This window comes from Halobacteriovorax sp. YZS-3-1 (assembly GCF_047084945.1).
Classification (GTDB): Bacteria; Bdellovibrionota; Bacteriovoracia; order Bacteriovoracales; family Bacteriovoracaceae; genus Halobacteriovorax_A; species Halobacteriovorax_A vibrionivorans.
Genome location: NZ_JBKIYI010000001.1, coordinates 1,397,225 through 1,419,783 on the forward strand (window position 1 = coordinate 1,397,225; position 22,559 = coordinate 1,419,783).

16 protein-coding genes and 1 pseudogene are annotated in these 22,559 nt (G+C 37.2%); 9 read left to right on the forward strand and 8 right to left on the reverse strand.

What is annotated here, in order from left to right; translation table 11 throughout:
• Nucleotides 1-132: 132 nt before the first annotated feature.
• The 4 genes and pseudogenes from ACMAZI_RS06720 to ACMAZI_RS06735 all read left to right on the forward strand — a co-directional run.
• Nucleotides 133-1,578, forward strand: a pseudogene (locus tag ACMAZI_RS06720) (FumA C-terminus/TtdB family hydratase beta subunit); the annotation flags it as partial.
• A 27-nt stretch (nt 1,579-1,605) separates the two neighbouring features.
• Complete coding sequence (locus ACMAZI_RS06725) at nt 1,606-3,534, forward strand: acetoacetate--CoA ligase (RefSeq protein WP_412473505.1); 1,929 nt, start codon at nt 1,606-1,608, stop codon at nt 3,532-3,534.
• Nucleotides 3,535-3,641: 107 nt separating this feature from the next.
• The gene (locus ACMAZI_RS06730; RefSeq protein WP_115363378.1) at nt 3,642-4,343 is read left to right on the forward strand and encodes a hypothetical protein; all 702 of its coding nucleotides are present in this window, start codon (nt 3,642-3,644) and stop codon (nt 4,341-4,343) included.
• A gap of 4 nt (nt 4,344-4,347) precedes the next feature.
• Nucleotides 4,348-6,519 carry a hypothetical protein gene (locus tag ACMAZI_RS06735; RefSeq protein WP_412473504.1) on the forward strand — a complete coding sequence of 724 codons (2,172 nt, stop codon included), beginning with the start codon at nt 4,348-4,350 and terminating at the stop codon, nt 6,517-6,519.
• Here the strand turns inward: ACMAZI_RS06735 and ACMAZI_RS06740 are convergent.
• The 3 genes from ACMAZI_RS06740 to ACMAZI_RS06750 form a co-directional block, all read right to left on the reverse strand.
• On the reverse strand, nt 6,514-7,083 hold the full coding sequence (locus tag ACMAZI_RS06740) for a hypothetical protein (protein ID WP_412473503.1): 570 nt from the start codon (nt 7,081-7,083) through the stop codon (nt 6,514-6,516). The genes ACMAZI_RS06735 and ACMAZI_RS06740 overlap by 6 nt on opposite strands.
• Before the next feature lie 102 nt (nt 7,084-7,185).
• A complete protein-coding gene (locus ACMAZI_RS06745) occupies nt 7,186-8,313 on the reverse strand; it encodes a hypothetical protein (RefSeq protein WP_115363372.1) in 1,128 nt (375 codons plus the stop codon).
• Nucleotides 8,313-8,672: a response regulator gene (locus ACMAZI_RS06750; RefSeq protein ID WP_115363369.1), complete on the reverse strand. Its 360-nt coding sequence runs from the start codon at nt 8,670-8,672 to the stop codon at nt 8,313-8,315. The genes ACMAZI_RS06745 and ACMAZI_RS06750 overlap by 1 nt, the downstream gene beginning before the upstream one ends.
• Before the next feature lie 205 nt (nt 8,673-8,877).
• On the opposite strand from ACMAZI_RS06750, the gene ACMAZI_RS06755 reads away from it, so the two are divergent.
• Genes ACMAZI_RS06755 through ACMAZI_RS06765 form a run of 3 tightly spaced genes read left to right on the forward strand, consistent with a single transcriptional unit; the run spans nt 8,878 to nt 14,299 of the window.
• A complete protein-coding gene (locus ACMAZI_RS06755) occupies nt 8,878-12,987 on the forward strand; it encodes a proline dehydrogenase family protein (protein ID WP_412473502.1) in 4,110 nt (1,369 codons plus the stop codon).
• Nucleotides 12,987-13,802 carry a pyrroline-5-carboxylate reductase family protein gene (locus ACMAZI_RS06760; RefSeq protein WP_412473501.1) on the forward strand — a complete coding sequence of 272 codons (816 nt, stop codon included), beginning with the start codon at nt 12,987-12,989 and terminating at the stop codon, nt 13,800-13,802. The genes ACMAZI_RS06755 and ACMAZI_RS06760 overlap by 1 nt, the downstream gene beginning before the upstream one ends.
• Nucleotides 13,802-14,299: a PaaI family thioesterase gene (locus tag ACMAZI_RS06765; RefSeq protein ID WP_115363363.1), complete on the forward strand. Its 498-nt coding sequence runs from the start codon at nt 13,802-13,804 to the stop codon at nt 14,297-14,299. The genes ACMAZI_RS06760 and ACMAZI_RS06765 overlap by 1 nt, the downstream gene beginning before the upstream one ends.
• 1 nt (nt 14,300) lies before the next feature.
• Here the strand turns inward: ACMAZI_RS06765 and ACMAZI_RS06770 are convergent, their stop codons facing one another.
• The 3 genes from ACMAZI_RS06770 to ACMAZI_RS06780 form a co-directional block, all read right to left on the reverse strand.
• Nucleotides 14,301-15,068 carry a Nif3-like dinuclear metal center hexameric protein gene (locus tag ACMAZI_RS06770; RefSeq protein ID WP_115363361.1) on the reverse strand — a complete coding sequence of 256 codons (768 nt, stop codon included), beginning with the start codon at nt 15,066-15,068 and terminating at the stop codon, nt 14,301-14,303.
• Between the two features lie 21 nt (nt 15,069-15,089).
• Nucleotides 15,090-16,313: a tetratricopeptide repeat protein gene (locus ACMAZI_RS06775; RefSeq protein WP_120405026.1), complete on the reverse strand. Its 1,224-nt coding sequence runs from the start codon at nt 16,311-16,313 to the stop codon at nt 15,090-15,092.
• 211 nt (nt 16,314-16,524) lie between these two features.
• A complete protein-coding gene (locus tag ACMAZI_RS06780) occupies nt 16,525-18,786 on the reverse strand; it encodes a hypothetical protein (protein ID WP_412473500.1) in 2,262 nt (753 codons plus the stop codon).
• Nucleotides 18,787-19,020: 234 nt separating this feature from the next.
• Between ACMAZI_RS06780 and ACMAZI_RS06785 the strand changes: the two genes are divergently transcribed.
• A complete protein-coding gene (locus ACMAZI_RS06785) occupies nt 19,021-19,476 on the forward strand; it encodes an acyl-CoA thioesterase (RefSeq protein ID WP_115363357.1) in 456 nt (151 codons plus the stop codon).
• A gap of 68 nt (nt 19,477-19,544) precedes the next feature.
• Entirely contained in the window at nt 19,545-19,823 is a 279-nt protein-coding gene (locus ACMAZI_RS06790; RefSeq protein ID WP_115363355.1) for a hypothetical protein, read from the forward strand.
• Here ACMAZI_RS06790 and ACMAZI_RS06795 read toward each other — a convergent pair.
• Nucleotides 19,820-20,518, reverse strand: a complete 699-nt coding sequence (locus ACMAZI_RS06795; protein ID WP_115363353.1) for a M15 family metallopeptidase — start codon at nt 20,516-20,518, stop codon at nt 19,820-19,822. The two genes, ACMAZI_RS06790 and ACMAZI_RS06795, sit on opposite strands and share 4 nt — an antisense overlap.
• A 16-nt stretch (nt 20,519-20,534) precedes the next feature.
• Complete coding sequence (locus ACMAZI_RS06800) at nt 20,535-22,484, reverse strand: hypothetical protein (protein WP_115363351.1); 1,950 nt, start codon at nt 22,482-22,484, stop codon at nt 20,535-20,537.
• Nucleotides 22,485-22,559 lie beyond the last annotated feature (75 nt).

Sequence of the window (22,559 nt, forward strand, 5' to 3'; positions counted from 1 at the left end):
AAGAAAGCAACTAAGAAGAAAGTAGCAAAGAAAGCAACTAAGAAGAAAGTAGCAAAGAAAGCAACTAAGAAGAAAGTAGCAAAGAAAGCAACTAAGAAGAAAGTAGTAAAATTACCAAATAAGAATACGGCCCTTTTTGATTCTCTACTTGAGCTAATTCGTGTTACTTCTACAGTCCTGCCAGACGACGTGCAGAAAGTTGTTCTTGAGGCCCTTCATAGAGAAGAAAAGAACACAACTGCTGAGTATGCAATGAATATCATTCAAGCAAATATTAAAATGGCAAAGATGAAGTCTCAGCCTCTATGTCAGGATACTGGAACAATTGTTTTTAAAGTTTCTCATCCTAAAGACTTTGATCAAGCAGCTTTTCGTAAAATCTGCGAGAAGGCTGTTTTAAAAGCAACTGAAATTGGATACCTAAGACAGAATTCTGTTAATTCTCTTACTGGAAAGAATGACTGTATGAATGTCGGTGGTGGCCATCCTGTCATTAAGTTTGAACAACATAAGTCAAAATCACTAAATGTAAAACTAATGCTTAAAGGTGGAGGTTGTGAAAACGTCGGTGCACAATATTCACTTCCTAATACAGAGCTAAATGCTGGACGTGATCTTGATGGTGTAAGAAAGGCGATTCTTGATTGTGTACAAAAGGCACAAGGAAAGGGATGTGGACCAGGTGTTCTAGGTGTTTGTATTGGTGGTGATCGTGGAACAGGTCATGTCGCTGCTAAAGATCAATTCTTAAGAAAGCTTGATGATACAAATGAAAACCCAGAGCTTGCTGCTCTTGAGAAAGATATCGTTGAAACAGCAAATAAATTAGGTATTGGACCAATGGGATTTGGTGGAAAGACAACTCTTCTTGGATGTAAGGTAACAGATCTAAACCGTCTACCAGCATCATTCTTTGTTTCAGTTTCATATATGTGCTGGGCATTTAGAAGACAAGGTGTTGCTCTAAAATCAAATAACGAAATTAAGAACTGGTTATACTAAGAGGTCGAAATGAAAAGACTAGATTATCCTTTTACAAAAGAACAAATAAGAGAACTAAAAGTTGGTGACATGGTTCTTATTTCTGGAAAAATGTTTACTGGGCGTGATGCTGTACATAAGCGTTTACATGAGGGCACAGAGCCTCCTGTTGATTTAAATAATCAAATTATTTATCACTGCGGTCCAGTCGTTCTTGAAAAAGACGATGGTACATATGAAGTAAAAGCAGCAGGGCCTACGACTTCAATTCGTGAAGAACCATATCAATGGGAAGTTATGAGAGATCATGGAATCCTAGGAGTTATCGGTAAAGGTGGAATGGGTCAAAAGACTCTTGATGGTTGTAGAGAATATGGCTGTGTATATTTCCATGGTATTGGTGGTGCAGCTCAGGTTCTAGCTGAAAAGATTAAATCAGTGGATAATGTTTATTGGCGTGATCTTGGTTCACCAGAAGCTATCTGGGAATTAACTGTTGAGGAGTTTCCTGTTGTCGTAACAATGGATGCTCATGGAAACTCTCTCCATGAAAAAGTAGAAGCTGATAGCGCTCAAGCATTAAAAGGACTGCTTTAAATATAATCGAGTACTGAGGAAGAAGAAGTGAGTAATATTTTATACACGCCAAGCAACGTAAGAATTCAGTCATCAAATATGATGGAGTTCATTAAGTATATTAATAAGTCTCAAGGCCTTGATTGCCAGTCTTATCATTCTCTCCATAAGTACTCGGTTGATAATCCAAATAGTTTTTGGAAAGAACTCGTAAAATTCTATGATGTTGATTTTAGCGGAGAGTTAGAGCCTGTATGTACTGATTTAAGTTTTGATACTTATGGTTGGTTTCCAAATATGAAGCTTAACTTCGCAAAGAATATGCTCAAGAAAGGCCGTGATGTAAATATTGCTCTAAGCAGTGTTCGAGAATCTGGTAAAACAATTAAAACGACATTTGAGCAACTGCGAAAAGATGTTTCAGGATTACAAAAAGTCATAAAAGATCATATTTCTAAAGGCGATGTTCTTGCTTGTTATATGCCAAATATCACTGAAACTGCGACATCAATGTTAGCGACAACAGCTCTTGGTGGAGTATTTACTTCGACTTCAAGTGACTTTGGTATCGAAGGTGTTATTGATCGTTTTGGCCAATCAAAACCGAAGGTCCTTGTTACTGTTAACGGATACGAATATGGTGGGAAATACTTTGATCTAACAGAAAAGATAAATGCTGTTGTTTCAAAGATTGATAGTATTGAAAAAGTTATTGTCGTTGATTTCAAGGGCGAGGGGATGGATGTTTCATCAATTCATAAGGCCGTCTCTTGGAGTGATATTGTAAAGCCAAGTGAAGATGAAATCGAATTTATAGAGTGTGATTTTAAAGATCCTCTTTATATCATGTATTCATCGGGGACAACTGGAAAGCCGAAGTGTATTGTTCACTCAATTGGAGGAACATTACTTAACCATATTAAAGAATTAGGCTTACATACAAATCTAAAAGAAGATTCGACAATAATGTATTTCACTACTTGTGGTTGGATGATGTGGAATTGGTTGATCTCTTCACTTTATTTTGGAGCAACTACAGTTCTTTATGAAGGATCACCTGCATATCCAACTTTCGGTGACTTTATTTCCTTAATTGAAAAAGAACAAATTAATATATTTGGAACAAGTCCTAAGTTTTTAAAGGCCCTTGAAGATTCAGGTATCGATCTTTCTAAATATGACTTTTCATCTTTAGAAACAATGCTCTCAACAGGTGCACCGCTACTACCTGAGCAATTTGACTATGTTTATAATAAATTTAAAAAAGATATCCAGCTTTCAAGTATATCTGGTGGAACAGATATTATTGGTTGCTTCTTCTTAGGAAATCCTATTCTTCCAGTTCATCGAGGAGAGTTACAATGTGCAGGCCTTGGAATGGATGTCACTTGTTTTGATTCTCGTGGAAAAGAGGTAAAAGGTGAGGAAGGGGAACTCGTTTGTCTTCAAAGCTTTCCATCTCGACCAATTTATTTCTTAAATGATGATAACGGCGAAAGAATCCATAAAGCCTATTTTGCAGAGTTTAAAGGCGTTTGGCATCATGGTGACTTTATTAAAATCACTGAAACAGGTGGTGCACAAGTTTTAGGGCGATCTGATGCTACTCTTAATCCTGGTGGTGTTAGAATTGGTACCGCAGAAATTTATCGCCAAACTGAAACAATTGACTTCATCGAAGATTCAGTTTGTGTCGGAAAGAATATTGATGGGGATGTCGAAGTATGGCTCTTTGTTGTCACAAAAGATGGCCATGAACTTTCAAAAGAAGATATCAAACTAATTCGCTCGCGTATTCGTGAGAACACAACACCAAGGCATATGCCTAAGAAGGTGATTGCAGTGAAGGGCATCCCATACACACGCTCAGGTAAAAAAATGGAAATGGCCGTAAGTCGTTTAATAAACGGACGCAAGCTCGATAATGTTCAAGCGGTATCAAATCCAGAAAGTCTAGATTATTTTAAAAGCCTCTAAAGACCGACAAGTATAGTCGGTCTGGCCGATCTAAGCTAAATTAAAAAATTATAAGTAATCCCTAAAGTCAGTAACTTAGAAGCCGATTAGCTGACAAAGGATTACTTATGAATAAATTCATTTTACCATTTTTAACATTTCTTTTTGCCTTTCATAGCAGTGCTTTTGTGGGCGTAAGAGCAATTCAAGGTGCAGATGTTGACTGTCTAACTGAGTCAGTTCCACCTATTCTCGATCGTAAAAATGAACTTAACTTTAGAATGATTGCTGATGTAAAATCTTATGGCACAAATACATCCTATCCAAATTATCCGGATAATATTGCTGATATTATGTATCCAAGTCGTAGGGCAGTCTGTGATGCTTATCGTACGCCAAATAAGCTTTTACCTTCATATAAAAAAATTATGCAACATATAGATGAAACATACAAAGAAGGAAATCATAGAGACTTCTTTTTTAAATATATGTTGTCTATGGATTGCTGGGCATTTAGTAAAAACTTTTTTGATCATGTAAGTAGTGGTGGTGATTACTCATACTATCTAGGTTCTATGATGAAGTCTACATATGGGGGCGTTGATCCTAATGCATATATTCGAATTACTAGAGAAGGTAAGTCATTTGAAGGACCCATGTTCTATGTCTTTGAACATCTAGAAAAAAATTATAAAAATTCAAAAAATGCGAAAGAGTACTCAGCTGTAATGAGAAGATTAAGATCTGGTGAACGATTTAACTTAGTCCCAGTGAAGTCTATAAGAGAGATTAAAAGGTCTGAACCAAATATGCCAATAAACCTTAATTAAGGATATGATGAAGATATTAATTACGTTCCTAATGATTCTGGTATCACAATTAGCAACAGCTGAATGTCGCCAAGGGATTGTTTCGATTTTCACAGGTGGAGATAGCTTTGCTGATATTGCGGAACGTATGGGAACTGGCTTTCATTCTAAGGTTGGTAAGACTTGTGTTGAGAGTATAGGCTCTGATGTAAATATAGACTCTTACTGTGAATGTGTCTCTGCAAATGACAAAGCAGACTACAGTCAAAGTCGTAAGATTTTTCGTCAAAGAAATGGAAAGCACCTCAAGGGGAGTATTTTCATGATGGCAAGAAATTTAGTTAAGGCCGTTGATCAGGATTTAGAATTAAATTGTAAGCTCCATAAGACTCTTAATTCACATTGTAGTGAACAAATGATCAATGAGATGTTTCCTGAATATGTAGGTAAAGACTTTGCAAGTGAATTAGGTATTGATTTTCATGAAATTTTTAGTTCAAGTGTTGATAATACAAATAATACTATAAGCAAGTTTAGAACAAATTCTTGTCAGTCTCTAATTAAGAACGATGTTGAAAGCTTGAGTATGGAGCAGTCTGACTTAGATAACTTCTGTGTTGATTTTAATCAGAAGGTTAAGAGCTTTTGCTCAGGTGAATCGATAACTTCTACAGAAAAAGACGATTTTGAATTTGAACTACCATTTTTAGAAAATGTAGATAGTTATAATTACTATTGTAAGATAAAAGATCGACCTAAGAGACAAGACTTATCATTAAATATATTTAGCACTCTTTCAGCCGCCTATAAGAATAATAACGAGGAAGCTAATCCAAGGTGTGAAAAGATATGTAAAGATAAAGCACCTTATTCAATTCATGGCTGTAATGTTGATAAGGAAAAAGCCTTAAGTGAATTTGTAAAGGAAGGATGTACTTCAAAAGAAAATCAAAATTTACCAAATTGTTTATTTTTAAAAGAGGCAATTGGAAACCAACTAATCAAAGATATTAAATCGGGATCTATGAGTGAAGAAGATATCTCTTATTTAGAAGAGTATCTACATAAAGATGATTTTGATGATATTAAGTCTATGGTTGGACATGCAAAGAATGAGACGGCATCACTTAATAAAGGTTCTCTTGTTTCTCAATTCTTTGAGAGTAAAGATGGGGAATCTTTTGATATTGGTGGGACAGATAACGAAAATATCGCACAGGAAGTTGTTGAGAACAAAGGTAACTCAGTTGCCCAAGGAAGTTCTAAAATTAATTCTTCAAATGATTCTAATATTAATAATGTTGTTACGAATGCCCCTGCTCAGCAAACTCAACAGGGTCCAGTTCAACAAAGCAACTTAAACACAAATAATAGCGGAAGATTAACGATGGGATCACGCGGACGTGGTCGCAGAAAAGTCTCAGCTAGAACTAAGCAGATGGTTGAGACGATTAAGACATTACGTGAAGCAGGTAGTTCTTTAAAAGATGCGATTGCAGCGCAAGATCGTCGTATGAAGAAAGAGCGAGAGGAGCTTGCAAGGGCCAATCGTGAAAAGTATCAGCGCTATGATGCTGAGACTTTAGAGCCAATTAGAAGATCTCCTTCAAGTGATGATCGTAGAAGAAGTAATGATAGACAAATTGCAAATGTGGGGAGCCCTACTTCTGGAAGTGGTGGCAGTAATGGGATGAGCTCTGGAGCTGGTGGTTCTGGTGGTACAGGAAGCTCAACTTTCTTGCCTCCTGAAAAGAAGGCCACTGTAGTTGATATTACAGGACGTTCTGCTCCAGAGTTAGATTTAAATAATCTACAAAGCTCAGGTGCAACATTACCAGCATCAATAACAAATCATCCTGATGCATCTGAAATTTCTAAGATGTTTAATGGACTTGAATATAAAAAAGATAGTGGGCGAGGGCCTGCAAGTAAGGATGATGAAATAAAGAAGATAAAAGTTGATTGGTCTGCAAAAAGTATCGATCTTGGATCTCTTCTTATTAATGCTAAGGATATTAAGCCAGGTGAAGAGTTTATTTTATACAAAGGCGATATGGACCAATATGTTCGCCTTGTTCCTTCATATACTTTCCGTAGAGGAAAGAAGGTCTTTATAGGTTATCGTATTGATAATCGTAGTAGCGAAAATGCCGATCTAGCATCTAGTATCTTTGCTAAGAAATTTCTTATTTTATAATTCTTCAGATGGTAGATCATCCGACGGAGGCACATCATTAACTGGTGCTTCTGTTAGACGCTTATAAATTACAATGAGGCGATCCTTTTGCGCATTAAAGAATAGCACAAGGTAGAATTCGTCTGATTGATCATCTCTAAGAGACTCTAGGTTTCCTGATTGTTTAAGAGAATCAGCTTTAGTTGAAGAATAGAAGTCTTCAATTTTCTTTGTGTCTTCATATGAAAAACGACTTGAACCAACATGTTCTGTTGCAAGAGTGTCCATAATGACATTGATTTTTTCGTCTTTTAGTGAAAGTTGTAATCTTCCTTCTCCTTCAAAAGGCAGGGCCGCTTGAAGTTTCTCTTTTAGTTCTTTTGTGAAGTCAGCGTATGAACATTTATTGGAAACGAATACTAGCTCATTTTCAGGCTTACTCTCAAGACCAATTAACTTATCTTGACTAAGCTCGAGGCAGACTTGGTTATCATCTTGCCCATTATCACCAATTGTAGTTTCATCTTGAGCTGGATTTGCAATGATTGCGAATGAAATAAATAATGTTAAAAGTGACTTGATCATAATTAACAGTTCCCTAATATTTATTGTTGTGCTTGATATTCCCACATTTGTGAACATCAGGCAAGGAAATGCTAGGAATTAAGAGGTTTTTACCTGGTCTAACTAGTTGATTTTCTTAGCGCCAGAGTATTTAAGTCGCACAGTGTCGCTCATCCACTTGCCGGCCACTTCTTCGGCCATGAAATCGTCACAATGTAGGGCAGGGTTTCCGCGAGCAAATTTCACTTTTCCACTGTAGAAATTGAGGCACGTTTCACCATAGAAATTTAGGTACTCTGGAAAGTTTTCTGCAAAGCGTTTGATGATGATTTTAGATTTTTCAGCGACTTTTCCATTTTTGCGCTCAAAAATCTCACCACTAAGAGGATATTGCTTTTTAAGATTATCAAATATTTTCATTCTCTTTTTATAGTTGGCTGAAAGCATCTCTATCTGGTTCCAGGCCATATTCATGATTGGCCCCGGTTTAGGTGAAGTTAAAAGATACGTCATGAGATATGTGTCTGAAGTAATATCATCAATCTTCTCAAATGCACGAAACGTTAGGTATATGATTTCACTTGTATAATCTGCTTTGTCTAAAAGAGCATGGATATCTTCTTTTGAGAAACCATTGAGGCAATCAGGATTAAAAATATCTTTGGACTTTTTTACAATTGTATCCTTGGTATCTTCTCTTCCAATTTCATCAACAAGGATTTTGACTAAAGCTTTCTGGCCTTGCTCTTCTTTACAGTAGTAAATTGAATCATTACTTTTTAAAGGAGCTTTAACTAGGTTGTCATAATTTGATTTAATCGAGTTATTAAGGTTTTTATAAATATCGAAATCAATATCTGGATATCTGGCCGAGTGTGAAATGTATCGATCGAGATCCTTAATACAGTTATTGCACTTCTTAAAATAGAGTCTTGCAAATTTAGAATAGGCCAATGTGTAAAATGCGTAGGCTTTTAAATTTTTATTTTCTATATACTTAGTTAAAAGATTGAAATTTTCACGAGTGACTTGTTCTTTCTTTATAAATTCATCAGCTTGGGCCGTGGCCATCTCTCGTGTCATCTTCTTCCACTCAAAATCTCTTTTGGATGGACGTACATCGAGGTGATGCTTCATATATTCATTATATGACTTCTCACTATAGAGGACACGTAAGTCCGCTAGTGTATAAGTCAGTGCAAGCGCTTGCAATGACAGAAGTGATAGAATGAAGCAAAAGCTTTGGCGCATTAAAGAATTTCCTCAATTAAAGATAAAAGTTGTTCTTTCTTAAACGGTTTTCTCATAAAGTGAACTTTTTGAGAGATATCGTCGCTATCTAACTCTTCGTCACCTGAGATAATTATATACTCAAGTTTTCCCGCTTTTGGGCCACTTTCAAAACGTCTTACGACTTCAGGGCCATTGATGACGGGCATATTCTTGTCTGCAATAACGATTTTAAGGTCATCGCTAATATTATGAAAATATTGCTCTACGTCGTGCTCTCCGCTTAGGGCCTTCGTCTCATGACCACCTGCGCTCAATGTCATGGCAAATAGGTCAGCAATATTCTCATCGTCATCAATAAAAACAATTTTTTCTTTCATAGTCTTATCTTCGCAAAGTTAGACTATTATCAAAAGTAATATTTAGTTATTTTTGTGCTCTGTGACACTACGTAAATATGTTTTTTTAATATCTACTTTGTTTTATTATACCCTTTGGAAGTTAAATGACAAAATAAATCGGCTATCTTGATTCTAAGAGAAAGGATCAAGTTGCCAAATTTTTATAATTTTTAAGGGAGTTAATGTGAAGCTACCTGTTATTAAACAGATCAATTTAGATGAGAATTTTAGACTCGATTTTTATGAACATTTCTCATCACTTATTCTCGATGAAGAGAATAATCTAAAAGAAGAAGTAAAAAAAGAATTAATCTTTTGGACTTCTTTTGATAGTTCATTCAAATTTCAAATTGCTCTAGAAGGAACACAATTCCTTTTAGGTGTTGATAATAAAGATAAGGTTCTAAGACTTTGTAATGTTAAGATGGCAAATGAAATTTTTCTTCTTGATAATTTCAACGGAGAAAAGAATAAAGCCTATAAAGCATTTAAGAATCATGTAACGAAGGTTATGAAGGTTCGAATTGGGGACTTCCCTGGTGTTAGTCGTATCATTACAAAACGTTATAATTTAGATACACACGCTCAAATTGATACTGAAGAAGTTTCAAAAATGACTGAGACGATTACTAAAAAGCTTTTAGTATATATCAATGGATATTCTCCTGTCTTTTTTGAAAAAATCTCTGACTTTGCTTTAGGTCTTACGGCCAATTATGCTCTTCTAAGAATTCACTTACTTAAGTTCTTGGCAATTCTTCCTTCTCTTGATCACGATGATGAAGGAACAGAAGTTAAGAGGACTTTAAAAGAAGCGTTAAGACGTCTTATTGTCGATTCTAAGAAAGCTGAAGAACTTGGCCTAAAAGGGGATAGACAACCTCTTCCTTCTCAATTAGTTCTTCTTTTCTACTTTACTTTATTAATTGTAAAAGTCTTTCCAGCAAAACCACTTGCTGCCATTGTTCGATTTAAAGTTCGATTTATGGCAAGAAGATTTATTGCAGGTGAGACAATTGAAACTGCCCAAAAGAATTTCTCGACGATCTTTAAGTCTGGTCGTGATGTAACCTTGGATCAGTTAGGTGAGTTAGTTGTATCAGAAGAAGAAGCTGATAATTATATGAATGAAGTTCTAAAGCTAGTTAATGGTTTTAGTATGCATATCTCTCCAGGTCGTAGAAATAAGGCCGGAATTCTTCGTGCCCACGTATCGATTAAAGTTTCAGCTCTTTGTTCTGACTTTAGGCCAGAAGCTTTTAATTATACATATAGTTTAGTTGCTCCAAGACTTATCAAGATCTTAAAAGCAGGGATGGAGCAACAGGTTTTTATCAATATCGATGCCGAACACTATCACTACCGCGATATAGTTTTTGAGGTTTATAAAAAGGCGCTTCTTGATACTCCTGAGTTAAAAGATTATGCAGATACTGGTATTGTTGTTCAAGCCTACCTTCGTGACTGCTACGAGCATCTACAAGACATTATTGATCTAGCAAAACAGCGTGGACATAATATGCCAATACGTCTTGTAAAAGGTGCTTATTGGGATGCTGAAACAGTTGAGGCCGAAGCTCATGCTCACAACGCTCCTGAATTTTTAAATAAAGAAGAAACAGATATTAACTTTAGACAAATGATCGATGAGACATTTAAGGCCTTTCCACATATTAAATTATGTCTTGCCTCTCACAACTTCTCTGATCACGCTTTTGCAAGTGCTCTTAGAGAGACTAAATATAGTGATATCGATGAAATCGAACACCAGTGTCTACATATGACATATGAGGCCTTGTCTACGGCCATGGCCAAGATGGGATGGGCAGTTAGAAATTATGTACCTATCGGTTCATTAATTGTTGGTATGGCATATCTCGTTCGTCGTATTATGGAGAACTCATCTCAAGTTGGTGTTCTGACAATTATGAGAAGTCATAAGAAGAATGCAAAACTTATGGCACCAAATGATATTTATGCTAAACATCATGAGGAAGGGCTTCTAAATCTTGACTCAACAATCACAAATATTTTCGGTGATTTTTCTAATTGTCCACCACTGAAAACTTATCTCGAAAAAGAATTGAAGTACTTTAGAAGAGACTTTGAAAAGTTTGAATTAGGTAAAGATTATGAAAGTGATTTCAAACTAAGTGGTGAAGTTGAAAATGTACTTTCTCCTTCAGATGGAAAATCTGTCGTAGGTAAAATTACTTTTGCTACACTTGATGATGCGCAAAAAGCGTTAGATACAGTTGATAAATCATTCTATGATGGAGAGTGGTCGAGTTACTCTTGGCAGAAACGTGCAAGTATTATGGCCCATGCTGCTGAGATTATGTATATGCGCAGAAATTACTATTCTGCACTTATTATGCATGAGTCTGGTAAGGCCATTAGTGAGGCACTTGCAGATGTCGATGAAGCAATTGATTTTTTAAATTATTATATTCGCCGTTTACAAGAAGTTGGCCCAAGTCGAGACATCGATGCTCGAGGTCCATTTGCTATTATCGCACCTTGGAATTTTCCAATGGCCATCCCATGTGGAATGACTGCATCAGCACTTCTAACAGGCTCAAGTGTTATCTTAAAGCCTGCAGAACAAACTCCACTTATTACATGTGAGCTAGTTAATCTATTCCATGAAGTAGGTGTTCCAAAAGATGCTCTTATTCACCTTCCTGGTGTTGGTGAGACTGTTGGACAAAAGCTTGTTGAAGATGAGCGTATTGCAGGTGTTATCTTTACTGGTTCAAAACCAGTAGGGGTTCATATCGCAAAAGTTTGTAGCCAACGTTTATATCATAATCGCGAAACGCAAAAGACTTATCCAGTTAAAGTCATCACTGAGATGGGTGGAAAGAATGCTGTAATTGTAACGAATAACGCTGAACTTGATGAAACAGTTGATGGAATTCTCTACTCAGCATTTGCTCACGCTGGACAAAAATGTTCGGCGGCATCACGAGTTCTTGTTGACCGTGAAGTTAAAGATAAACTCATTGCAAGGTTAAAACAGGCTGCACTTGATATTAACGTCGGGCCAGCAACAGACTTTGCAAGTTATATTAATCCACTTGTAAGCCAAGAAGAAAAAGATCGTTTAATCACTCAAGTGAAACAAGCATGTGAAGAAGCTCATAAGTATGGTGGTAAAGTTCACGTAAATCGTAGTGAGGAAGATCTTCCAGGTTATTGCGTTGGACCAACTGTTATTGAACTTCCAAAGTCTCGCGCCTATGATCCTGAAAGCTTTGCATGTCGAGAGTTATTTGCACCAGTCGTACACATTCTTCCTTATGATGATCATGACGATGCATTAGAGTTATTCAATAGCGTTGAATACGGACTAACAGGTGGGATTTTCTCTCAATCTCAAGATGATATTGATTATCTTTCAAAAGAGATGCTTGTGGGGAGTAATTATATCAACCGTGGTATCACTGGTGCTCGTGTTGCGATTGAGCCATTTGGTGGATTTAAAATGTCTGGTACAGGTCCAAAGGCCGGTGGTGAAGACTACTTACGAAGCCTATTTGTAAGGCCAAGTGATGAAGATATTTCTGAATCTTTCTATGAAGAAGGTGGAAACGATTCTCCTGTCATCTCTCGCTCTTCTCGATCAGATCACTTTATTAGACGTGAAAAGATTCTAGGTGCTATTGATGAAATCCTTGGGAATTTTGGTCCTCTCTTTCCTGGAACATTTGGTGGTCAAAGACATAATATTATTGAATTAAAAAAATGGTTTGAAGTAGAATACCTTGAGCTTTTAAATCATGGCCGAAATAACCGCTATATTCCTGGTCAGATTAACTATTCTGTATTTGATGCTAATAAAGACCGCGCACTCTATTTAAGTTTAAATAAAGATATTAATATGCAGACATTCTTTGCTGTTCTAATGTCTTTAGCGGCAGGAACAGGTGTGACAGTTCTTTGCTCTAATAAAGCATCTTATCAATGGTGGAACTTCCTTATTGATATTTTAAAGAAGAATCGTTTCTCTAAGAAGAATATTGATTGTTACTTTGTAAACAAAGATAAAATGCATGAGCTTCTAAAAGAGAATTTTGATGTTGTGATTTGTGATGGAGATGAGGAGAATATTAGAGAGTTCAATAAAATTCAAGGTGAGTATAATGGGCAATCTGTAATGACGACTTTTATCACTCCTCTTGAAGACTTTATCAATTGTTCTTACTTTGATCTCTTCCACCTTTTCTCATGTGAAAGAAGTTACGCTGTAAATATCATGAGGCATGGTGCACCGATGGAGTTAGATCAGTAATGGCCTATCGACATCTTATTTTAGGCGCAGGGAATATGGTCCGTGCGCTTTTACCTAACTTTATTGCAGTTGCTAAAGAAAATGATGAGAGTGAGTTCTTTGTGTTTACTCCTTCTGGGACAAAGGCCAAGAAGTTCGCCGAGGACTTTGATGTAAGCTGGATTGAAAGTTTAGAGGACTTAAGAAATCAACATATCGACTTCATTTGGTGTGGATTTAAGCCACAACAATTAATAGAAGTTGCAAAAGAGGTTGAATTCTTATCTCATCCATACCTTACAATTGTTTCTCTACTTGCGGGTGTTGATAGTGCATCACTAGCTTCTGCTCTTGGAAGTGAGGAGGTTATTAGAATAATGCCTAATACTCCTGCTCAAGTTGGTCTTGGTGTAAATGCTCTTTATAAGTCTAAAAGAGTTCATCAGGATAAATGGAAGTACTTCTGGGATGCCTTTAATACAAAAGGAATCAATACAGTCTTTGAGAAAGAAGATGATATCGATATAATCACTCCTTTTTCTGGTTCTGGTCCTGCATATTTTTTTGAAATAGCTCGTATTCTAATTTCTGATCTTGAAAGAAGAGGAATTGATAAGAAACTTGCACACCAAATGATTGCCGGTACAATAGAAGGTGCTGGGAGAATGCTAGTACAAAATGACGATGCACAAGAACTTCGTGAAAACGTTACATCAAAAAAAGGTGTTACATTTGAAGCCTTGGAATCTTTAAAAGAATCAAATTTAGAAAAAATATTTAATATTGCAATGGAGCGTGCTTATCAAAGAACGCTTGAATTAAAGGGAAATAAGTAATGAAGAAAGTTCTAGATAAGCTTCCCGAAGGCTTAAGAAATACTGCTTTTGTGCGTCTTTTTGGTCTTACAAAAGTTCCAATGATCTTTTGGTTAAGGCCGACTGTAATAGAATTAAGCGAAGAAGTTACTGCCATCAAGATTCCATTATCGAGAAGATCAAAGAACCATCTAAATAGTATGTACTTTGGTGCTCTTGCTTGTGGAGCTGATTTAGCAGGCGGATTTGCAGCAATGAAGAAAACGATGGATAAAGGAAAGAGAGTCTCTCTTGCTTTTAAAGATTTCCATGCGGAATTTCTAAAACGTGCTGAAGGGGATACTGTCTTTACTTGTAAGCAAGGTAAGGAAATCGACGAATTCGTTGATATGGTTCTAGCAAGTGACGAAAGACATAATCTTCCGCTTAAGATCACAGCAACTTGTCCAGATGTTGATGATGAGCCAGTTGCTGAATTTACAATTACTCTCTCTCTTAAAAGAAAGTCTAAGAAATAAGCTAGGCTGGGTTGGGTGAGTCGATGAAGACGCACTCAATCCCGTACTTTTCTTCAATCAAGTCTTTAAGCGCAAGAACACCAAATCTTTCTGTCGCATTATGGCCTCCTGCAAAGAAGTGGATTCCTTCTTCTCTGGATTCATGCCAGTCGTGCTCACTCATTTCTCCCGTAAGATAGGCATCTAACCCTTCGCGAACACAGTAGCGCCAATCTGAGTTAGCTCCACCTGTGATGATTCCCATCGATGAAATCTTTTCATCATTTGGTTCACTATGAATGATATCGTGATTTAATATATTTTTTAGGAGGTCTTTTAGCTCGCTTGGAGAGAGAGGTCTTTCAAACCTTCCTTGAAGACCTGTAGGCATTCCTTTGTGATCCCCATATGGTGCTAAGTCCTTTAGACCAAGCCTCTTTGCTATTCCAGCAGCATTACCATCCTCAAGATGAGCATCAAGAGGTAAGTGGTAACCAAATAGGTTAATATCATTTTTAATAAGAGGTTTAACTCTTTTTGCAAAGCTTCCTGTAACGGTTCTTACTCCATGAAATTTCCAGAATAGTCCATGGTGAACAATCATTGCATTTGCTCCCATTTCAACTGCTTTTTCAATTGAGTCACGTTGTGCTGATACAGCAAATGCAATTTTTGAAATCTCAGAACTACCTTCAATTTGAAGGCCATTTGGTCCATAGTCTTGGTAATCATAAATATTTAAATGATTATTTAAAAACTTTGCTAGCTCACGTGCTGAAACTTTTGCCATAAATGATATCCATACCTTTAATTATTGTGTTGGTTGGTTATCATTATCGCCTTGGTTATCGGAGAAATCAACTTTGAACTTTTGGAAGCCGCGCTTTGTCGTATTATCTTCTTCTTTTAGTACTGAAGCACGAATTTTACTAACAGTGTGGCGAAGTTCTTGATTTTCAGGAACTAATTTAAGAGCAACTTCAAACTCTTCCATTGCTTTGTCGAAGTTATTAAGTTGCATATATGCGCGACCAGCATTGATGTACGGGTATTCGCGATTTGTATATTTAGGGGCCTTCTTAGCAAGTTCATACCATTTGATTGATTCATTGATATGACCTTCATTTAAAAGTAGGGTTCCTAGATCGTTGTATGGAGCACCATATTCAGGATCGATCTCAATGGCCTTTAAGCAAAGAGATTTTGCTTCTTCGTTATTTCCCATTTGAGAGTTTACCCAGGCCATCAGTGTTAAGACTTCTGCCGTCTCTTTATGGCCACGTGCCTTTTCAAATAACTCTAGGGCGCCGGCCAGATCTTTCTTAGATACTAGAACGTGAGCTTGTGAAATATTTTGCTCATATTTCTCTTCTCTTTTTGCATTCATTCCAAGTATTGGCGCAGTCTTAGCATGTGCAAGATTTAAAATTTCTAATGTTTCAAGAAAGTAGAGTGGAGGATTAAGGCTGGCCTCATCTTCAAACTCATCTTCGTCAATCTCATCAACACGTCCGCCTTCAATCAAAGTAAAAGGACCTTTCTTGATAACTGCATGTGGTTTGATGACTTCTTTCTTTTCTTTGATATCAATTGCCTTAAGTAGACCCATACGAGGAGTGGCCACATCAAGTGATGATTTTTCAATAAGAACGAGGTGTAATTCTCTCGTGTACTTATAAACGAGATTAATTAATCTTGTGATTGTACCAACAACTTCTTCATCATTCTTTGGCCCAAGAGCAACAAAGCTTTCAATAAAGTTATTCATTATTCTAAGATTTTCTCTTCCTTGGCGGAAGTTATCTTGGTGAATGAGATTTAGTTCTCCAAAGTGACTTGGAATAATTAGTTCACAAACTAATTTCTCATATTCAGCGCTAAATTCTTGAATAACTACTCTAGCTTTAGGCGTTAGGTGAGTGTCACTCAATTCACATACTGCGTGAAGGATTCTTTCTACGTAACTTCTTGCTTGTGTTAGTTCACTTAACAGGATCTCTTGAACACTTGTCATATCTTCCCTTGATTTTTTCATATCTCAGTCCTTGAAATATGCACTTTCGGCATCATTATGTCTACGTTGCGACGCATCGTGCTCGCTCATTTAGTTACTTTATACACATACACGTTACGTGCCAATTTTCTTCTTTTTAAGTAATTGATTTTATTAGGCTAGAACTAGAATGGGGCCAAATTATCTGGCCCCAGTGTTTAAACTTTTGATGTATTTGTTCGTACTTTAGCTTCTATTCAATTGATTTTGTTTCGTACTTTAAAAGGTTTCCTTTATTATTGGCCTTATCATAGGCAGATGAAATTCTTTGGAAGAGATTTCCTGACTTTGAACCAATGGCCGCCTTACCTTTAAAGTTAAGTGAACTTAGGTTACGGTTCTTATTTTTATCGAACATATTCTTAAATGGATTTGCATCATTCTTTGTGTTCTTTCTTCTACTTGCGATTCCACGTCCACCAACAAAACTTGGTCCACGTCCACCGATATAGCTTAGACCTTTGGTTCCACCTGAAGCTGCTGTCGCTCCGGCTTGTGGTTCACCGCCACCGCCTGCTGAGGAGCCTCCGCCGCCTCCGCCGCCACCAGGGTTACTTCCACCACCACCGGCACCTTGTGCTAGGCCTCCACCTTCTGTAACAGTTGCACCAGAACCAAATCTTCCCTTAAGTCCTCCGCTTGGAGATGACTTTGTTACCGCTGTTGATGTATCAACATTAGCGGCAGTTGGGTCTGAAGTTGTTGAAGCTGCCGAACCAGTTGATTCTGTTGTATCTGTAGGCTGGTAAGCTTGGTTTGTTCCAAAGCCTCCAACATTATAGTCGCCAAAACTTGGGACATTTACAGCTGCACCAAATCCTGTCTGGCAATCTGGGTGAGTCGGGTTTGCTGTACAAAATTGCATATAAACATCTTCATTTTGATAAAAGTCTTCTGGTAGTTCAAGAGTGTTCATCCCTTCGATTTTTCCAATCGCTCCATCAATCATTTTCTTTTGTTTTCCAAGTTGAGAAACGGCCATGGTCTCTGCCGCTACTTCAACACCTGCTTCTGCTGCGATCTTATTCCCAGCTCTCTTTGCATTTCCATTTCTAAAGTAATTAAATCTTGATCCATCCAGTAGATTTCGACAAAGTACTTTTCCCTCGCCAATACCTGTCGTTAATTGACTTACATGTGTATCAAATTTTGAAATTGCACCATCTACTGGATTTTCACAAAATGCTGGATTATCTAAGAAGTCATCAACTGTTGGGATGGCCGCTGAGAAACCAGCGATGGCCGCTAGTCTTGCTGCTTGAATGGCGCGTCTGTTTTCTGCCATATCTTGTTGAGTGGCAAGGTTATCTTTTTGTGTTTTAAGCGCTTCCGTTGTCACATTTGAATTAGGGTCCATATTCATAAGCTTTTGCTGCTGCTCACTACGAAGTGATTGGGCCTCATATTGTTGGAATGTATTATTTGCAGCTGTTCCAATTTCCGCACTATTATGAGCTACGATAAGAGCTGAACACTCGTCATAATCAAGTGTTTCTAGTCCCGTTAGGTTACAAGTGATCTTGCCATCCATTGATGTTAACTTTTCAGGATTAATATATGGATCTTCTTGTTCTCTTCCTTCTTTAAAATTTTCACCAAAGACTGCTGCTAGTTGAGAACAAGCTGCAACTTTCTTTGCTGCTTTTGAAACTGTCACAGAAGGAATTTCCTGACCTCTTTTAGAATCGCCATGAAGACGTACTGTAAAAATTGCTACGGCCTTATTATAGTCTAGATCTGCACTTCCATTAGAGTAGATATCCTTTGAAATATCTTTCCAATCAGTTCCATTTGCAGCCTTTGCAAAGACTGCCTGACACTCTCTTGCAGCACTTGAACCACGATAAGCAACATCATCACTTGAGATATTTGAAATAACTAAATCATCCCAAGCGCTATTTGCGCATTCTTTAAACTTATCAGGGGTTAATGTCTCCCCATTAGCTGTCGAGTAGCATGTATTCCAAACTGTCTTATTATCATCGCTACCTGCCGCTTCTTCTCTTGCCGCTCTTGCTGCTCCTCTTGCAGCACTTTGTCCTGCAGCCTCAGCTGTTCCTGATATATCAAACGCTGTATTACATGAAGCCAATGATCCTGTACAAGTTGTCGTTTCTGTTCTTGTGACTGTCACATTATTATCGTCACCTTGTGGTCCATCTACTACGCCTTCAATAGGTGCTTTGGATGATAGACCTTGTTGTTCAATTTCATCAGGAGTTAAGCGAACTAATACTGTTTCACCAGTACCAGCGAGTGTTGTTCGTGCGAGATTTCCACCGCGTTGCTTGCAACTAGCTTGATTGAATTGTATGGGAGGATCTATTTCAACTTTTTGACCACTATTATTATAACAGTCTATACTGCCTAGATTTGCATATACGGTATTATTCAATAACCAAAGTATTGGCAGTAGATAGAATGATACTTTTGCAGTGTCGAATAGTTTTTTCATGTTCATAGTTATCTCGAAAGTTAAGTTATCCTTACTTAAATTATAAGTTCTAATCGGTTAATTATTGTTAAAAGTTGAGTATTTAAGCATGTTTTGGCCTCTTGAGGGGTGTTGCATTACTTAAGTACTTAAAAACCTGTTCATTTATAGTTGAGCAAGAGGTAAAATAGCCTTTGGCCACTTGCCAAGTTAAATGGCCAATTTTAAGATTTCAGTAAGTTAGAGGTGCTAAATATGAGTGAACAATTTGATGTAAATATTGAAAATTACGATGTGGAAGAATCTGTCTTTGATTTTATTGTGCAAGAGACTCATTTAGATTTTTTAGGGCATATGAATAATGCCACATATTTAGAAATTTATGAGCAGGCACGATGGGAGATGATCACTAAGAATAATTGGGGTGTTGGCCGTATCATGAAAGAAAAACGTGGCCCTGTTATTATTGAGATCAATATCAAATATAAGGCCGAGCTAACATTAAGACAGCCTATAAAGATTCATACGAAGATTATCGAAATTAAAAATCCAAAGGTCTTAACGATTCAGCAAGAAATGCGTGATCATGATGGTAAAGTCTATAATACGATTACTATGGATGTAGGGCTTTTTGATCTTAAGGCAAGAAAGCTTATCGCTGCTAATAGTGAATGGTTAGATGCAATTGGCTTAAAAAAGAAAAGTTTGTAAGTTTTACTCAAAACTCATGCTAGAAGCTCAATTGTGATAAATAGTTTAAAACTATTTAGGGAGCCAGTATGAAGATTTTAGCAGTATTATCAGTTCTATTTATTTCACTTAGTGCACAAGCTTTTTCTGTTCAAGGTGAGCTTAAAGAAGTTAAGGTTGGAATGCTTGGAACAGCGATTCCTATTAAAGTTATCAAGACTCAGGATGAAACTCTTGTTGTAGACTTTAAACAAGGAAATTACCTTGAAGAATGTTCTAACGGAGAATATGAATTAACTCAGGTTACTTCAAATGATGTTGAAGGTTATAATAGCTTCTACGTTGAAGAATTAAATTGCCTTGATTAGGCCAAAAGTTTTTTAAAGAAATGATCATATATATGCTGTGAGTTTGCTTTCACTTCATCTAAGAAAGTAAGCTCACGCATCTTTTCATGCTCTAATAATTCACAGAAAATTTCGTATGTATATTGCTTGTGATATTTTGCGGAAATCTTAGCGTAACTAATATGCCATGCTTCAGGAGCAACTCCTCCAAGATCCTCAAGATATGGCCTATAGTAAGAATAGCTTTTTTGCTCTTCAATTTGCTTATTTAGCCATTGGCCAAATTCATAAAAAGGTCCATCTTTTTCAAATTCAGAAGGTATGAGTTGGATATGATAACCTTGTGGCCAGCTATTTCCATCAACGACATCTAGCTCTGTTCCCCAATGATGACGTGAAGTTCCTGGTAGGGCAGACCAGTTAATAATGCTTTTTACAATTTCATGGGAAGATAATTTCTCAACGTCTAGCTCAACACCTTCACGATTATAGATCGGTCTTTTACCTTCACACTTTTCGTTCCAGATCCTTAATTGATCTTCAAAAGAGCGAAATGAGCTTGTTACATAAAAATCAATTCCATTTTCATGGGCGTATTTCTTAAATTCTTGAAAGTCATTATATGAGTCTTTGTGAAAGTAGCGCTTAATTGATTCATCAAAGATAAGATGATCTTTGGTCATACCAAATAGAACTTCCTTGTTAACATTACTCATAGTTTTCCTAATCTATCTATTCTTCAAATAATTTCTTTAGTCCTGACTGAACATAGCGATGTGAGATAACTTTAAAAATTGAGACGGACTTATCTTTAATAATATCGTTATCACCGTAATCATAGCGCTTCTTTGAATCGCCATCACCAGCTCCTTGTCCATAACTTAAAACTTCAGAGCTTGAGTCATTACTAAACTTCCACTTACTACCAGTGCTTTTCTTATTTGATCGACGCGTATTTTGTTTTCTCACAACAAGAGACTTCTTTGCTGGAGAGTTTTTCTCTACACTAGTTAGCGCATTTTGAAATGATGAATCTGTTGGCCTAAGACGAGCAAATTGTTCACCTGCTCCGGCACCATTAAAGATAGCAACATTATTATTTCCACTTTTTGCAAGGTCTCTAGCTATTTTATCTGCGACTTTATCAAGACTAACACCTGTTGATTTTGCAAAAGGTCCTTCGATTTTCTTCTTTAATGCCTGTATCGTCTTTCCTGCCATAGCAGCTGTTTTATCTGAAGTGCTAGCATTGTATGTTCCACCGTTTCCTTGAAGGGCTTCATTTGCGACTCTTACACCTTCTGAAGCATCAAGTCCTCCAAGTGCTCCACTTAGGGAACCAGGTGATACAGAAACTGTCATACAAGCGTTTTCACCCTTATTATTTTTTAACTTACGACACTGACATTCGCGGTCAAATTTCCCGTCTTTAAAAATACAGCCTTCTGGATTGCTACTTTTTGCAGCTCGACTTGAATCACTTGTTGCCACAAACTTACCAAAGTAACGATTCCAGTATGCTTGACATGTATTAGACTTTTCTCGATTAGGATTTCTATTTCCATCAGAAGTATAACAGTAACAAGGAGGGTTACTTAAATCATCTCTTCCATCTGGACAGAATGAAGCAATGGACTTCGTGTACTTCTCTTTTAAGATCTTTACTTGTTCAACATTTGATTCTGCATCTTGTTTATTCTTCTTTGCCTGTGAAGAGACGAGGAGGGCTGATGGAACAGTCACTGCAGAGCTTACAAGAACTCCACATGGGTTATTAAAAACACCTTTCCATCCCGCTAGGGAATCTAGTTTAGTAAAGGAATCCTTAAATGAGCCACACGCTGCAAAGCCTGTGCTCCACATCTCCATGACAGCTACACCCGCTGCTGCTGTATACCCTAAGGCCAGTGTCTTAAATTGCTTTGCTTGCTTGGCCGAAACTTCAGCAACATATTGCTGCTCTTTTTCTAACATATCGTATGCGGCCATTTGTGCATTCTTCATGGTTTCAGCATTACTAGAGATCTCTTCATATTCAGCTTTCATCTCATCTGTTTTCTTCTTTACATCTTCTTGATTCATTTTCGTTTGATAGAAGCTATAAAGTGAGACACCACTTAGAACGAGACATGACTTACATGTATCATTATTTTCTTCAGTTTGTTCTTGAGTTTCACTTTTATCGGGTGGATTTTGCTGTTCACCTTCTGCAACTTGCTCTGGTTGTTTTGGTTCTTCTACTGGCTTCTTTGTTGAGTCAGCATCTGTTGGTTTGTTATCTTCACTAAACCAATCAGAGTTTGCGATTGCGACAGTCGCAGATGTTACGGCCGTAACAATACCCCAAGCTTCAGAAAAGCCAGTGAGGAAGTTTCCATCTCCAGTGTCTTCTGCTTCACCGCCTGTTACTCTAGCAGAGCCGTCCTCTGCTAATTCTTCAACGGCCTTGGCCTGGCGCTCATCTGCTGCATTCTTCATACACTCTTGTCTTTGGGCCTTGCCTTCGATCTTTTCACATTTCGTGAACTCATCTCGGTTCTTGATTGAGCCTTCTGTGTACATACAGCGATTTAATGTTCGATTGAATGTTTGTCCAGTAGGGCACGACTTTGAGGAAGCAAAGATATCAAAGTGCCCAAGTGCGAAACTTAAAAATATGAACGTTAGAATTATGCCTTTCATTTTTACTTGTCCCTTTTTTTTAGGGTATAAATCTAGTTACTTAAGTAGTATAACAGCAAAGCTTGGTCTTATGAT

What these genes read in the sequence shown, in the direction of transcription:
- ACMAZI_RS06730 (WP_115363378.1), top strand. Translation starts at nt 3,642, where the DNA reads ATGAATAAATTCATTTTACCATTTTTAACATTTCTTTTTGCCTTTCAT.
- ACMAZI_RS06735 (WP_412473504.1), top strand. Translation starts at nt 4,348, where the DNA reads ATGATGAAGATATTAATTACGTTCCTAATGATTCTGGTATCACAATTA.
- ACMAZI_RS06740 (WP_412473503.1), bottom strand. Translation starts at nt 7,083, where the DNA reads ATGATCAAGTCACTTTTAACATTATTTATTTCATTCGCAATCATTGCA.
- ACMAZI_RS06745 (WP_115363372.1), bottom strand. Translation starts at nt 8,313, where the DNA reads ATGCGCCAAAGCTTTTGCTTCATTCTATCACTTCTGTCATTGCAAGCG.
- ACMAZI_RS06750 (WP_115363369.1), bottom strand. Translation starts at nt 8,672, where the DNA reads ATGAAAGAAAAAATTGTTTTTATTGATGACGATGAGAATATTGCTGAC.
- ACMAZI_RS06760 (WP_412473501.1), top strand. Translation starts at nt 12,987, where the DNA reads ATGGCCTATCGACATCTTATTTTAGGCGCAGGGAATATGGTCCGTGCG.
- ACMAZI_RS06765 (WP_115363363.1), top strand. Translation starts at nt 13,802, where the DNA reads ATGAAGAAAGTTCTAGATAAGCTTCCCGAAGGCTTAAGAAATACTGCT.
- ACMAZI_RS06770 (WP_115363361.1), bottom strand. Translation starts at nt 15,068, where the DNA reads ATGGCAAAAGTTTCAGCACGTGAGCTAGCAAAGTTTTTAAATAATCAT.
- ACMAZI_RS06775 (WP_120405026.1), bottom strand. Translation starts at nt 16,313, where the DNA reads ATGAAAAAATCAAGGGAAGATATGACAAGTGTTCAAGAGATCCTGTTA.
- ACMAZI_RS06780 (WP_412473500.1), bottom strand. Translation starts at nt 18,786, where the DNA reads ATGAAAAAACTATTCGACACTGCAAAAGTATCATTCTATCTACTGCCA.
- ACMAZI_RS06785 (WP_115363357.1), top strand. Translation starts at nt 19,021, where the DNA reads ATGAGTGAACAATTTGATGTAAATATTGAAAATTACGATGTGGAAGAA.
- ACMAZI_RS06790 (WP_115363355.1), top strand. Translation starts at nt 19,545, where the DNA reads ATGAAGATTTTAGCAGTATTATCAGTTCTATTTATTTCACTTAGTGCA.
- ACMAZI_RS06795 (WP_115363353.1), bottom strand. Translation starts at nt 20,518, where the DNA reads ATGAGTAATGTTAACAAGGAAGTTCTATTTGGTATGACCAAAGATCAT.
- ACMAZI_RS06800 (WP_115363351.1), bottom strand. Translation starts at nt 22,484, where the DNA reads ATGAAAGGCATAATTCTAACGTTCATATTTTTAAGTTTCGCACTTGGG.